Source organism: Glutamicibacter sp. V16R2B1, from assembly GCF_005774635.1.
Classification (GTDB): Bacteria; Actinomycetota; Actinomycetes; order Actinomycetales; family Micrococcaceae; genus Glutamicibacter; species Glutamicibacter creatinolyticus.
Genome location: NZ_VATX01000001.1, coordinates 50371 through 63383 on the forward strand (window position 1 = coordinate 50371; position 13013 = coordinate 63383).

Here is a 13013-nt window from a genome sequence, read left to right on the forward strand (position 1 = left end):
TAGTGCCTCCTTAGATAGGGATTGCGATACCGCCGCCAGTAGGCGGTGGTCCGGCCACCATTGTTTCACATGCGGGAGGGCTTTGTCGTTTGTGGCGTGCCACACGCGCGTCGTGGCAGCGGGGCACAGCGCCGTGCTGCGCGGCGCGGGGATGTGGCCAAGCATGGGGTGTGACCAAGCGCGCCAAGAGATGCACGGCCGGATCCCGGGCGGGCGGCTTAGCCTTCGCTTGGCTCGGGAAGCTCCATCCAGTTGTACCAGCCGCGGTGCAGCACCAGCCACGCCATCAGCCCGTAGCCGGCCTGTCCGGGCACCCCGCCGTTGGCGGTGAGGTCCGCGCGCCACTGGGTGTGGGCGCGCAGCGGGGTGAACGTGTCGATGTAGTGGTGGTTGCGCCGCAGGGCCACATCCGAGTAGACGCGGTTCAGTTCGGCGACCCGTTCGTTGCGGGCGTCGTCCAGCCCGGGGGCGGGACCCACCAGCAGCGCCTTGATCGACATCTGGCTGGCGGAGTCCAGGATGTTGGCCAGGTTCAGCCGGCTGCGGGCGGTGGAGACCTCAAGGTCAACGTCCCGGTCGGACAGGGCGATCACCAGCCGGTTCTCGACCCGGTCGCCAAAGCGCCGGGTCGCCTCGCCCAGCCAGCGTTCGGCCAGCGCCTCGGACCCTTCGGCCGGGGCAGCCAGCACAAAGGACTGCAGGCGCAGCGCGGGATCCTGGGTGCGCGCCAGGACCCGGCCAAACCACCCCAGGGCCCGGGGGTCACCATGTCCGGCCAGCAGTTCGTCTCCGATTGCGGTGATGCGGATGGTGCGTAACTCCAACGGGGGACCTTTCGTGTGCCGATACCTAGTTCCCCACCTTAGCAGTGAACGCGGCGTGAACCCGGGCAATTGGGGAGGTGTTTAACGTGATGGTGCCGGCACCTGCCGGGCACCGCGACCCATTGCGGGGGAGCGGTGCCCGAAGGTGCCGGCACTATGCGCCGGTCAGGGCCGGTTTAGCGGGCGAACGCCTGCTGCAGCAGCACGGCCTGCTCGGCCTCGTGCCGCTTGGAGGTGCCGGCGCTGGTGGCGGCCGACGCCGGGCGGGAGACCAGGGTGACCTTCTGCTCCAGGCTCGGGGCCACGTACAGGCCGAAGAACGGCCACGGGCCCTGGTTGGCCGGCTCGTCCTGCACCCAGCTGACCTTCGCGTTCGGGTACTTGGCCAGTTCCGCGGCGATCTGCTCGGTCGGGGCCGGGTAGAGCTGCTCCACGCGGATGATCGCGGTCTTCTCGTCCTTGGCCTTGGTGCGGGTGGCCAGCAGGTCGTAGTACAGCCGGCCGGAGACCAGCAGCACCTTGTCCACCGCGTTGTTATCGGAGATCGAGCTGTCCCCGATGACCTCGCGGAAGCCGCCGGTGGTGAAGTCCTCCACCGAGGTGGCCGCCGCCTTCAGGCGCAGCAGCTGCTTCGGGGTGAACACGATCAGCGGCTTGCGCGGACGGGCGTAGGCCTGGCGGCGCAGCAGGTGGAAGTGGTTGGCGCCGGTGGAGGGCTGGGCCACGACCATGTTGTTCTCCGCGCACAGCTGCAGGAAGCGCTCGATGCGGGCGGAGGAGTGGTCCGGGCCCTGGCCTTCGTAGCCGTGCGGCAGCAGCATCACCAGGGAGGAGGACTGCGACCACTTCTGCTCGGCCGAGGAGATGAACTCGTCGATCACCGTCTGGGCGCCGTTGACGAAGTCGCCGAACTGCGCCTCCCACATCACCAGCGCGTCCGGGCGCTCCACCGAGTAGCCGTACTCGAAGCCCAGGGCCGCGTATTCGCTGAGCAGCGAATCGTAGATCCAGATCGGGGCCTGGTCCTCGCTGAGGTGGTTCAGCGGGTACCATTCCTCGTCGTTGATCCGGTCGTGGAACATCGAGTGGCGCTGCACGAAGGTGCCGCGGCGCGAGTCCTGGCCGGCCAGGCGCACCGGCACACCCTCCATGGAGAGCGAGCCCAGGGCCAGCAGCTCGGCGAAGCCCCAGTCGATGCCGCCCTCGCGGCTCATCTTCTCGCGGCGCTCCAGCAGGGAACGCAGCTTGTTGTGCACGTTGAAGCCCTCGGGGATCGCCAGGTGCGCCTTGCCGATGGCGGCCACGGTCTGCGCGGAGATCGCGCTGGGGCGGGCCCCGTCGCGGGTCAGCTCATCCTCGGCCTGGGCGAACGGCTTCTCCAGGTCGTTGATGGTCGAACCCGGGGTGACGATCGGGATCGGGGAGGTCTGCGCGGCGTGGGTCTCGGAGAAGATCCGCTCCAGCGACTCGCGGTACTCGGCCAACGCGTTGTCGGCCTCCTCCTGGGTGATGTCGCCGCGGCCGACCAGCGCCTCGGTGTACAGCTTGCGGGTCGAGCGCTTGGCCTCGATCAGGTTGTACATCATCGGCTGGGTCATCGACGGGTCATCGCCCTCGTTGTGCCCGCGGCGGCGGTAGCACACCAGGTCGATCACGACGTCCTTGTTGAACTTCTGGCGGTACTCGAAGGCCAGCTGGCCCACGCGCACCACGTCCTCCGGGTCATCCCCGTTGACGTGGAAGACCGGGGCCTGCACGGCGCGGGCCACGTCGGTGGAGTACTCCGAGGAGCGCGAGGAGCTCGGGGCGGTGGTGAAGCCGATCTGGTTGTTCACGATCACGTGGATCGTGCCGCCGGTGCGGTAGCCCGGCAGCTGGCTCATGGCCAGGACCTCGGAGACCACACCCTGCCCGGCGAACGCGGCGTCGCCGTGCACCAGGATCGGCAGCACTTCGCTGCGCGAGCCCAGGCGGTCCAGCTTGGCGCGCACGATGCCCTCCAGCACCGGGTCCACGGCCTCCAGGTGCGAGGGGTTCGCCGCCAGGTAGACCTTGGTCTCGTTGCCGGCATCCGAGGTGTAGGAGCCCTCGGTGCCCAGGTGGTACTTCACGTCGCCCGAACCCTGCACGGACCCCGGGGTGGCGGTGCCCTCGAACTCGCGGAAGACCTGTGCGTAGGTCTTGCCGGCGATGTTGGTCAGCACGTTCAGCCGGCCGCGGTGGGCCATGCCGATGCCCACCTCGCTCAGGTGCTCGTCGGCGGCGTCGGAGATGATCGCATCCAGCAGCGGAATCAGCGACTCGCCGCCTTCCAGGCTGAAGCGCTTCTGCCCGACGAACTTGGTCTGCAGGAAGGTCTCAAACGCCTCGGCGGCGTTGAGCTTGGACAGGATCCGCTTCTGCTCCTCGGCGCTGGGCTTGCGGTACGGGCGCTCCAGCTTGGACTGGAACCAGTCGCGCTCCACCGGCTCCTGCAGGTGCATGTACTCGATGCCGGTGGTGCGGCAGTAGGCGTCGCGCAGCACCCCGAGGATGTCGCGCAGCAGCATCCGGTCCTTGCCGCCCAGCCCGCCGGTGACCCATTCGCGGTCCAGGTCCCACAGGGTCAGCCCGTAGGTCTTGATGTCCAGGTCCGGGTGCTTGCGCTGCACGTACTCCAGCGGGTTGATGTCCGCCATCAGGTGCCCGCGCACGCGGTAGGAGTGGATCAGCTGCTGGATCCGGGCGACCTTGTTGACCTGCAGGTCGATGTCGACCTGGTTGTCCACGGCCCAGCGCACCGGCTCGTACGGGATGCGCAGCTGCTCGAAGATCTCGTCGTAGAAGTCCTGCTCACCCAGCAGCAGCGACTCGACCAGCTTCAGGAATTCGCCAGAACCGGCGCCCTGGATGACGCGGTGGTCGTAGGTCGAGGTCAGGGTGATGTGCTTGCCGATGCCCAGGGCGGCGACGGTCTTCTCCGCCGCGCCGCGGTACTCGGCCGGGTACTCCAGGGCGCCGACGCCGATGATCGCGGCCTGGCCCTTGGACAGGCGCGGCACCGAGTGCACGGTGCCGATGCCGCCGGGGTTGGTCAGCGACACGGTGGTGCCGGCGTAGTCGTCCGCGGTGAGCTTGTTGCCCCGCGCGCGCTTGATCAGGTCCTCATAGGTGGCCCAGAACTCGTTGAAGCTCAGGGTCTCGGCGGCCTTGATGTTCGGCACGGCCAGCATGCGGGTGCCGTCGGGCTTGGGCATGTCGATGGCGATGCCGAAGTTCACGTGGGCCGGCTGCACGGCGGTGGGCTTCTTGTCCACCACGTCGTAGGTCACGTTCATCGACGGGAACTGCTTCAGCGCCCGCACCACGGCGAAGCCGATCAGGTGGGTGAAGGAGATCTTCCCGCCGCGGGTGCGCTTGAGGTGGTTGTTGATGACCACGCGGTTGTCGATCATCAGCTTCGCCGGCACGGCGCGCACGGTGGTGGCGGTCGGCACGGTGAGGCTGGCGTCCATGTTGTTGGCGATGGCCTTCATCGGCCCGCGCAGCACGGTGCGCTTCTCCTCGCCATAGGACTGGTTCGAAGTCTGGGGTTTGGGGGCCTGCGCCGGGATCGGGGCGGTTTTCGGCGCGGCGTTCTGCTTGCTCGGCTCCGGCTTGGCGGCCTGCGGCTTCTCCGCCGCCGGCTCGCTGGAGCGGGCGGCAGCGGCCGCGCGCGGGGCACCCTGGGTCTTGGCCGGGGCGCTCTGCGGCTTCGCGGCGGGCTGGGCCGGCTTGGCTTCCGCAGCCGGCTTCTTCGCCGGTTCTTCCTCGTCTGCGGTGAGGGACTCGAAGATGTCCCACCATTTCTTATCGACCGAGTTCTTGTCGACGAGGTACTGCTGGTACAGCTCGTCTACTAGCCACTCGTTTCCACCGAACTCTTCCGTTAGCCGATGGTGTGCTTGCTCTGGCACGTGCAACGCCTCTCCCTGATTTTCTACGCTGTTCTAGCTTGGGCGGGCGGTGGCCCGAGGACGCTATGAGTGGCCACCGTGCACACAAGATTTCTAGACCTCCCAACAGTCTAGTGACATTTTGCGCCAGTTGGCTAAGACGCGGCACGGATCACAGGATCGGATGCTCACATATCTCCCGCTCACCGGGGGATTTGTGCCGTTCATCTTTTTCATCTGCCGGTGATGCGAAGTTAAGCTTCGTTCGTTAGACTGATGCGCACTATGGACAGTCATTCTCCGTGCCGGCCGGTCGCCCAAGGGCGCAGCGCCGGCAGCCCCAGACATGAACAGGTGGGCTCCGCCTCCCGATTGGAGCCTTCTAGTTGCCGCTGGGCGGCAATTGGAATTACTTTCACCACACCGGCCCTAGGGGGAAGCTAGCCCCCAATGGAATGGTTATACATCCTGCTCGGCCTGCTGCTGATCCTGGGAACAGGGTTCTTCGTGGCCGTCGAGTTCGCGCTGGTGGCGCTGGACAAGTCCACCGTCGCCCAGGCCGTTGAGGCCGGCGAACGCGGTGCCAAGCCGCTCTACCAGTGCCTGACCTCGCTTTCCACCCAACTTTCCTCCTGCCAGCTGGGCATCACGCTGACCACGCTGCTGACCGGTTATGTGCTGGAGCCGGCGATGAGCCAGCTGCTCAGCCCGCTGCTGGTCCAGCTGGGGGTCACCGGCGCCAGCGCCACCGCAATCTCCGTGGTGATCTCGATGACCCTGGCCACCCTGCTCTCGATGCTGATCGGCGAGCTGATCCCCAAGAACCTGTCGATCGCCCGGGCCATGACCGTGGGCAAGGCGCTGGCCCGCCCGCAACTGGTGTTCACCGCAATCTTCAAGCCCGCCATCCTGGCGCTGAACGGGTTCTCCAACCAAGTGCTCAAGCGGTTCTTCGGCATCGAGGCCAAGGAGGAGATCTCCGCGGCCCGCAGCGCCCAGGAGCTGGCCTCGCTGGTGCGCCGTTCGGCCGAGCTGGGCACCTTGGACAACCAGACCGCCAAGTTCGTTGAATCCACCATTGAATTCTCCGAACGCACCGCGGCCGACGTGATGACCCCGCGCACCACCATGGCGACGATCGACTCCGAAGCCCCGCTATCGGAGCTGATCAGCCTCAGCGCCGAGACCGGGTTCTCCCGGTTCCCGGTGATCGAGGGCTCCAGCGACCGGATCCAGGGCGTGTGCCACATCAAGCGCGTGGTCTCGGTGCCGCGCGAACGCCGCGGCGCCCTGCAGGTTGGGGAGTTCGCGATGGACGCGCTGTACGTGCCCGAAACCATCCACCTGGACATCCTGCTCGAGCAGCTGCGTGCCGCCGAGTACCAGGTGGCGATCGTGATGGACGAATACGGCGGCACCGCCGGGTTCGTGACCCTGGAGGACCTGATCGAGGAAATCGTCGGGGAAGTCTCCGACGAGCACGACGAGGACGAGGAGGAAGTGATCGCCCAACCGGACGGCGCCTGGCTGTTCCCGGGCATGTTCCGCCCCGACCAGATCAACGACCACTTCGACGCGGACATCATCCCGGATGACGCCTCCTACGAAACCATCGGCGGCTTCATGCTCTCCGAGCTTGGCCGCCTGGCCCAGCTGGCCGACGTGGTCACCACCGAGGCCGGCAGCTTCACCGTGACCGAACTGGACGGCAAGCGCATCGCCCAGGTGCGCTTCGTGCCGGCCGCACCGATCCAGGAGGCCGAGAATGAGTGACTTCATGGGCCTGATCTGGCTGGTGGTGCTGCTGCTGGCCAACGCGTTCTTCGTGGGCGGCGAGTTCGCGGTGATGAGCGCGCGCCGCTCGCAGATCGAACCGCTGGCCGACGACGGGCACAAGCGCGCCAAGGTGGCGCTGTGGGCGATGGAGCACGTCTCGGTGATGCTGGCGGTCTGCCAGCTGGGCATCACCGTGTGCTCGCTGCTGATCCTGAACATCTCCGAACCGGCGATCCACCACCTGCTGGTGGTGCCGCTGCAGGCCATGGGCGTGCCGGTGGCCGTGGCGGACACCAGCGCGTTCCTGATCGCCCTGGTGGCGGTGACCTTCCTGCACGTGACCTTCGGTGAGATGGTGCCCAAGAACATCTCGGTGTCCGTCGCCGACAAGGCGGTGCTGCTGTTGGCCCCGCCGCTGGTGTGGCTCTCCAAGCCGCTGCACCCGGTGATCTCGCTGCTGAACGGTTCGGCGAACCTGGTGCTGAAGATGTTTGGCGTCGAACCGCAAAACGAGGTCAGCAGCGCCTACACGGCCGCGGAGGTGCGCTCGATCATCCAGTCCTCCTCCGAGGAGGGCACCTTGGAGAACGAGGACGCGCTCCGGCTGAGCAAGGCGTTGGAGTTCACCTCGGTGACCGCCAGCCAGTGCATGGTGCCGCTGGAGGACCTGTTCACCCTGGAATGGGGGCAGACCACCGCGCGGGAGTTCGAGTCCAAGGTCGCCAAGACAGGGTTTTCGCGCATGATGATCACCCGCGAGGGGATCCCGGTGGGCTACTGGCACGTGAAGGACGTGATGCTCATCGACGACGAGCATTCGACCCAGCCGCTGCTGAACCTGCCGCTGCACCCGCTGGGCCAGGTGGCGCACACCGATGAGATCGAGGTGGCGCTGGAGGCCATGCGCCAGCAGGGCAACCACCTGTCCACCGTCATCGACGCGGACGGGAAGGTGACCGGGGTGGTGTTCCTGGAGGACATCATCGAGGTGCTGGTCGGTGAGATTAGCGACACCACCCGGAAACGCCACGTTCCGCCGCGTGCGCCGCGCAACGGCCACGCCCCGGGAACGGCAACCACTTAATCCGCCGCGCACGGTGCGAAACCGCGCCGGGCGCAAATAGGAATCAGTCGCAATTAGGATAGAATGGCCGTGGTGCCGCGCAGGACGCGGGGCCACGGCCATTTGCCGTCCGCGCGCCGGCCCCCACCAACCACACGAAAGCCGCAGAATGCCAGCAGAACCGATTGTCTCCTTCCAGCACGCCCGCCTGGCCTTCGGCCCGCGCGTGCTGTGGCAGGACCTGGACCTGGACGTGCGCCCCGGTGAATTCCTGGCGGTGCTCGGCCCCAACGGCTCGGGCAAGACCAGCTTCATCAACACCATGCTGGGCACCACGGTGCTCGAATCCGGCACCGTGCGCATCGAGGGCAAGCCGGTGCGCCGCGGCTCGGAACTGGTCGGGCTGATCCCGCAGCAGCGGCCCATCGCCGATCACGTGCCGCTGCGCGCCCGGGACCTGGTGGCCCTGGGCGTGGACGGGCACCGCCCCGGGGTGCGCCTGGCCCGGCGCAAGGTGGCCGAGCGCGTCGATGAGCTGCTGGAGCTGGTCGGCGCCAGCGACTACGGGCAGCGCCCGGTCGCCGAACTCTCCGGAGGGGAGCAGCAGCGGCTGCGGGCCGCGCAGGCGTTGGCCTCCAACCCGCGGGTGCTGCTGTGCGACGAGCCGCTGCTGAGCCTGGACCTGCACCACCAGCAGGCGATCAGCGAGGTGATCCACCGCCAGGCCGTTCAGGCCGGCAGCGCGGTCATCTTCGTCACCCACGAGATCAACCCGATCCTGCCCTACGTGGACCGGGTGCTGTACCTGGCCGGCGGGCGGTTCCACATCGGGACCGTGGATGAGGTCATGCAAAGCGAGGTGCTCAGCGAGCTGTACGGATCGCGCGTTGAGGTGCTGCGGGTCAACGGACGGATTGTGGTGGTCACCGGGGACGGGGAACGCCAGGTGCCCGATCCGGTGACACCGGAAGAGGGCGGGCCGGATGGCCAGGCGGCGCCAAAGGGTGAACCGGAAACGGGCGAACTGGGTACGGCGGGACGATAGGCATGGGGTTGGATAATTTTCTTGAGCGCGTGATCAATTTCGAGGATTACGCCCAGCTGTTGCCGCTGGTGAGCAACTCCCTGATCGCCGGGGCCGTGCTCGGGGTGGTTGGCGGGCTGATCGGCATCTTCATCATGATGCGCGACATGGCCTTCGCGGTGCACGGTATCGCCGAACTGTCCTTCGCGGGGGCCTCCTTCGCGCTGCTGATCGGCGCGGACGTGGTCACCGGCTCGGTGTTCGGCTCGCTGATCGCCGCGCTGGTGCTGGGCGTGCTGGGCACCCGGGCGAAGGACCGCAATTCCATTACCGGGGTGCTGATGCCCTTCGGGCTGGGCCTGGGGATCTTGTTCCTCTCCCTCTACGAGGGGCGCAGCGCGAACAAGTTCGGGCTGCTGACCGGGCAGATCGTCGCCGTGGACGAGGCGCAGCTGGGCGGCACGCTGGTGATCAGCGCCGTGGTGATCCTCGCCCTGATCATCATGTGGCGCCCGTTGACCTATGCCAGCGTCGACCCGGTGCTGGCGCGCGCCCGCGGGGTGCGCACCTCCGGGCTGTCGATCGTGTTCATGGTGGTGCTGGCCCTGGCGGTGGCCATGTCGATCCAGGTGGTCGGCGCGCTGCTGGTGCTGGCGCTGCTGATCACCCCCAGCGCCGCCGCCCTGCGGGTGAGCAGCAACCCGGCAGTCACCGTGCTGCTCTCGGTGCTGTTCGCGCTGACCAGCGTGGTGGGCGGGATTCTGCTGGCGCTGGGCGGGGCGCTGCCGATCAGCCCGTACGTGACCACGATTTCGTTCGTGATCTACCTGGTGTGCCGGCTCATCGAGGCCGTGCGTTCACCCAGCCGCCACCAGGTCTAGCGGAACCGGGCGCTCCGGTCGCCGGATCCGCCGCCCCGGCGCGGCCGGCGTGGCGGGCGTGGGGGTTACTTGGCGTCGATGCGGGGCTGGTCGGCGCGGTTCTGCCGTCGGCATTCGGCGCACAGCCCATAGATCTCCACGGTGTGCTCCGGCTCGCTGAAGCCGTGCTCCTCGGCCACCCGGGCCGCCCAGCGCTCCACCGACGGGGCCAGCACCTCAACGGTCTTGGCGCACACCCGGCACACCAGGTGATGGTGGTGCACCTCGGTCACGCACTGGCGGTAGCGGGCCTCACCGTCGCCCGAATGCAGCACATCGACCAGCCCGTCGTCCGCCATCGACTGCAGCAGCCGGTACACGGTGGCCAGCGAGACCTTGTGGTTCTGCTCCTGCAGCCAGCGGTGCAGCTGCTGGGCGGTGGCGAAATCGTTGACCTGGACTAACGCCTCGTTCAATGCCACACGCTGCTTGGTAACCCGGGTTTCCCCGGCACGCGTGGTTGACGGCTGCGTCATATGCGGACACCACTCCTATTAGTTGCCACGGGCGCGCGAAACGGCGGCGCCGGTACACCCACAATTTTAGCCAACTTCGCCCGGCAATGCGCCCGATGACTGGCCTCGGGTGTGGCTGGACGCCTAGTGTGGGGGTATGCGCATCGTATCCCGTGGTCATTCATGTGTTGAGGTATCCACCATCGACGGGTCGATCCTGGTCGATCCGGGCGGCTTTTCGGACCTGGAGGGGGCGTTCGAGCAGCAGCAGGCCGTGCTGATCACCCACGAGCACCCCGACCATGTGCTGCCCGAGGTCGTCGCCGAGGCAGTCACCGCGAACCCCACCCTGCAGGTGTACGCCCCGCAGACGGTGGTCCAAACCCTGCACGAGCTGCTGCCGGCCGTCGCCCGCTCGCGGGTCGACCCGATCCAGCCCGGCGCCCAGGTCACCGTCGGCGGCATCCAGGTGCGCGCCTTTGGCGGCACCCACGCCACCATCCACCACTCCATCCCGGTGGTCGCGAACATCGGCTACCTGCTGGGGGAGCGGATCTTCCACCCCGGCGACAGCCTGCAGGTGCCCGTGGGGCTGCACCCCGACGTGCTGCTGGTGCCGGCCATGGCGCCCTGGTCGCGGGTGGGGCAGACCATCGACTTCGCCACCGAGGTCGACGCGCCGCTGTGGCTGCCGATCCACGACGGGCTGCTGAACGAAAACGGCCTGGGGCTGTTCGACCGGCTGCTGGGCAACGCCGCCACGGCCCAGGGGCGCAATTACCAGCGCTGGGAGCAGGGCACCAGCTACGACATCAACGACCTGATCTCCCGGGAGCCAAACGCATGAGCGCCTTAATCCGGGCCAGCGACCTGGCCGCGAAACTGCAAGACCCCAACCTGGTGCTGCTCGACGTGCGCTGGAAGCTGGGCGCCACCAACAACCGCGAGCAGTACCAGGCCGGGCACATCCCGGCCGCCCGTTTCGTGGATCTGGAAACCGAGCTGTCCGGCCCGGTCGGGGAGCACACCGGGCGCCACCCGCTGCCCACCGCCGACGCGTTCCAGCAGGCCGCCCGCGGCTGGGGCATCAACGACGAGAGCTGCGTGGTGGTGTACGACGACGCCGGGGCGATGGCCGCCGCCCGCGCCTGGTGGCTGCTGCGCCACGCCGGCTTCACGAAGGTCGCGGTGCTCGACGGGGGACTGCAGGCCTGGCGGGACGCGAAGTGCATCCTCTCCTCCGAGGTGCCCAAGGTGGAGCCGGGCACCGTGAGCCTGTCCTGGAATCAGATGCCGGTGCTGGAAATGCAGGAGCTGGCCGGGTTCGACGGCGTGCTGATCGATTCGCGCGCCACCGCCCGCTACCTGGGGGTGGAAGAACCCCTGGACCCGGTGGCCGGGCACATCCCCGGGGCGCTGAACCGTCCCACCACCGAGAACCTGGACGATGCCGCCCGCTTCCGCCAGCCCGAGCAGCTGCGCGCGGGCTTTGCCAAGCTCGGGCTGGAACCCTCCGGCCGGGCAGCGGCCGCCTACTGCGGTTCCGGGATCACCGCCGCGCACCAGATCCTGGCCCTGCACGAAGCCGGGATCGACGCGGCGCTCTACCCGGGGTCCTGGTCGCAGTACAGCTCCTACCCGCAAAACGACGTGGCCACCAGCGACGAAACCCACCGCCACTAGCGCGGCACGGCGCGCAGCTGACCCCGCCACACCGCACAACCCCGGCCGCTGCCGGTCGAACACTGAAAGGCGCACATGAGCACCCTGTTTACCAAGATCATCGAAGGCGAGATCCCCGGCCGCTTCATCTGGAAGGACGAGCAGTGCGTCGCCTTCCTGACCATTGGGCCGATCACCGACGGCCACACCCTGGTGGTTCCGCGCGAGGAGATCGACGAGTTCACCGACGCCTCCGACGAGCTGATGGCGCACCTGATGAAGGTCGCCGGGAACATCGGCCGGGCCCAGAAACGCGTCTTCAATTCCGCCCGCGCCGGGATCATGATCGCGGGGTTCGAGGTGCCGCACCTGCACGTTCACGTGTGGCCGACGAACTCGTTGGCTGACTTCGACCTGGGCCGGGTGAATGAGAACCCGGATCCGGCCAAGATGGACGCGAATGCGCAGAAGCTGCGCGCGGCACTGAAGGAAGACGGACACACCCACATTCCCGACGCCTGATTATTCGATCGCAGCGACCACGGCGCGCACCTGATTTCCGCGGCCCCGCCCGAGCCGGACGGAACCGGGTGCGCGCCGTTGCGCATTCGGTGCTGCGCCACTCTCTCCAGCACAGCAGGAGGTCGTGAGCGACGGTGAGTGATGCCGGCATCGCGTATTCGCCCTGGTCTTTCCAATCCGGGGGAGGGAAGACCTAGCGCCGAACGAGCTTTGCGGTGATGGCGGCATGCGGACGCACCCCGGGGTCGGTGCGCGTGCTCAGGTCTATTACCGAGAAACCGGCATCGGCCAGCACGTCGATCATGCAGTCCGCGGGCCAGCGGTAGGCCCGGATGACCTGATGGGGGAAGGCCTCAATGCGATCGCCGTCGAAGAACCCCAGCATGAGCGTTCCCTGCGGCCGCAGGACGCGCGCGAATTCCCGCAGTATCGCCGGTACAGTGTCAGGGGCGCAGTGGATCGTGGAATACCACGAGAGCAGCCCTGCCATCGAGCCATCCATGAAACCCAACGAGGCCAGATCCGCGTTCATGAAGCGTTGCTGAGGAAAACGCGATCGGGCGATGTCCAGGAACTCGTCGACGAAATCCACACCGATCACGTCGGCACCCCGATCCGACAGAAACTGCGTCCAATGACCCGGGCCGCAACCAACATCGGCGATCGGCCCCACAATGCTCCGTGCCCAGCCGGCGATGTCTTCCTGATCCTGCGGCGCCATCTGACTCATTGAGCCGAGCACCTCGGAGTATTCGGCTGCCCGTGCCGCATAGGCCCGCCGGACATCATTGATTTGCATGGCTTTCAAAATATCATCGCCGTGCACGGTGAGCGCGTCGTTTTGCAAGCGTTG

At 67.4% G+C, this 13013-nt stretch carries 11 protein-coding genes; 7 read left to right on the forward strand and 4 right to left on the reverse strand.

The window, feature by feature from the left end:
- Window positions 1-218: 218 nt before the first annotated feature.
- A complete protein-coding gene (locus FDN03_RS00240; protein ID WP_138172968.1) occupies window positions 219-824 on the reverse strand; it encodes a GDSL-type esterase/lipase family protein in 606 nt (201 codons plus the stop codon).
- 176 nt (window positions 825-1000) lie between these two features.
- A complete protein-coding gene (locus FDN03_RS00245; protein ID WP_138172970.1) occupies window positions 1001-4759 on the reverse strand; it encodes a multifunctional oxoglutarate decarboxylase/oxoglutarate dehydrogenase thiamine pyrophosphate-binding subunit/dihydrolipoyllysine-residue succinyltransferase subunit in 3759 nt (1252 codons plus the stop codon).
- A 429-nt stretch (window positions 4760-5188) separates the two neighbouring features.
- Between FDN03_RS00245 and FDN03_RS00250 the strand changes: the two genes are divergently transcribed.
- From FDN03_RS00250 to FDN03_RS00265, 4 genes are all read left to right on the forward strand, one after another.
- Window positions 5189-6511 (forward strand): hemolysin family protein, encoded by a 1323-nt coding sequence (locus tag FDN03_RS00250; RefSeq protein WP_138172972.1) that lies wholly within the window; start codon window positions 5189-5191, stop codon window positions 6509-6511.
- Window positions 6504-7598, forward strand: a complete 1095-nt coding sequence (locus FDN03_RS00255; RefSeq protein WP_054821503.1) for a hemolysin family protein — start codon at window positions 6504-6506, stop codon at window positions 7596-7598. Before FDN03_RS00250 ends, FDN03_RS00255 begins: the two co-directional genes overlap by 8 nt.
- A 148-nt stretch (window positions 7599-7746) precedes the next feature.
- Window positions 7747-8622 carry a metal ABC transporter ATP-binding protein gene (locus FDN03_RS00260; protein WP_138172974.1) on the forward strand — a complete coding sequence of 292 codons (876 nt, stop codon included), beginning with the start codon at window positions 7747-7749 and terminating at the stop codon, window positions 8620-8622.
- Between the two features lie 2 nt (window positions 8623-8624).
- Window positions 8625-9482: a metal ABC transporter permease gene (locus FDN03_RS00265; RefSeq protein ID WP_138172976.1), complete on the forward strand. Its 858-nt coding sequence runs from the start codon at window positions 8625-8627 to the stop codon at window positions 9480-9482.
- Between the two features lie 65 nt (window positions 9483-9547).
- Here FDN03_RS00265 and FDN03_RS00270 read toward each other — a convergent pair whose 3' ends face one another.
- On the reverse strand, window positions 9548-9997 hold the full coding sequence (locus tag FDN03_RS00270; RefSeq protein ID WP_138172978.1) for a Fur family transcriptional regulator: 450 nt from the start codon (window positions 9995-9997) through the stop codon (window positions 9548-9550).
- Between the two features lie 136 nt (window positions 9998-10133).
- Between FDN03_RS00270 and FDN03_RS00275 the strand changes: the two genes are divergently transcribed.
- From FDN03_RS00275 to FDN03_RS00285, 3 genes are all read left to right on the forward strand, one after another.
- Window positions 10134-10823: an MBL fold metallo-hydrolase gene (locus FDN03_RS00275; RefSeq protein ID WP_138172980.1), complete on the forward strand. Its 690-nt coding sequence runs from the start codon at window positions 10134-10136 to the stop codon at window positions 10821-10823.
- On the forward strand, window positions 10820-11659 hold the full coding sequence (locus tag FDN03_RS00280; RefSeq protein ID WP_138172982.1) for a sulfurtransferase: 840 nt from the start codon (window positions 10820-10822) through the stop codon (window positions 11657-11659). The genes FDN03_RS00275 and FDN03_RS00280 overlap by 4 nt, the downstream gene beginning before the upstream one ends.
- A 75-nt stretch (window positions 11660-11734) precedes the next feature.
- Window positions 11735-12160: an HIT family protein gene (locus FDN03_RS00285; protein ID WP_138172984.1), complete on the forward strand. Its 426-nt coding sequence runs from the start codon at window positions 11735-11737 to the stop codon at window positions 12158-12160.
- A 193-nt stretch (window positions 12161-12353) separates the two neighbouring features.
- Here the strand turns inward: FDN03_RS00285 and FDN03_RS00290 are convergent, their stop codons facing one another.
- On the reverse strand, window positions 12354-13007 hold the full coding sequence (locus FDN03_RS00290) for a class I SAM-dependent methyltransferase (protein WP_246049786.1): 654 nt from the start codon (window positions 13005-13007) through the stop codon (window positions 12354-12356).
- Between the last annotated feature and the right edge of the window lie 6 nt (window positions 13008-13013).

What these genes read in the sequence shown, in the direction of transcription:
- FDN03_RS00250 (WP_138172972.1), top strand. Translation starts at nt 5,189, where the DNA reads ATGGAATGGTTATACATCCTGCTCGGCCTGCTGCTGATCCTGGGAACA.
- FDN03_RS00255 (WP_054821503.1), top strand. Translation starts at nt 6,504, where the DNA reads ATGAGTGACTTCATGGGCCTGATCTGGCTGGTGGTGCTGCTGCTGGCC.
- FDN03_RS00260 (WP_138172974.1), top strand. Translation starts at nt 7,747, where the DNA reads ATGCCAGCAGAACCGATTGTCTCCTTCCAGCACGCCCGCCTGGCCTTC.
- FDN03_RS00265 (WP_138172976.1), top strand. Translation starts at nt 8,625, where the DNA reads ATGGGGTTGGATAATTTTCTTGAGCGCGTGATCAATTTCGAGGATTAC.
- FDN03_RS00270 (WP_138172978.1), bottom strand. Translation starts at nt 9,997, where the DNA reads ATGACGCAGCCGTCAACCACGCGTGCCGGGGAAACCCGGGTTACCAAG.
- FDN03_RS00275 (WP_138172980.1), top strand. Translation starts at nt 10,134, where the DNA reads ATGCGCATCGTATCCCGTGGTCATTCATGTGTTGAGGTATCCACCATC.
- FDN03_RS00280 (WP_138172982.1), top strand. Translation starts at nt 10,820, where the DNA reads ATGAGCGCCTTAATCCGGGCCAGCGACCTGGCCGCGAAACTGCAAGAC.
- FDN03_RS00285 (WP_138172984.1), top strand. Translation starts at nt 11,735, where the DNA reads ATGAGCACCCTGTTTACCAAGATCATCGAAGGCGAGATCCCCGGCCGC.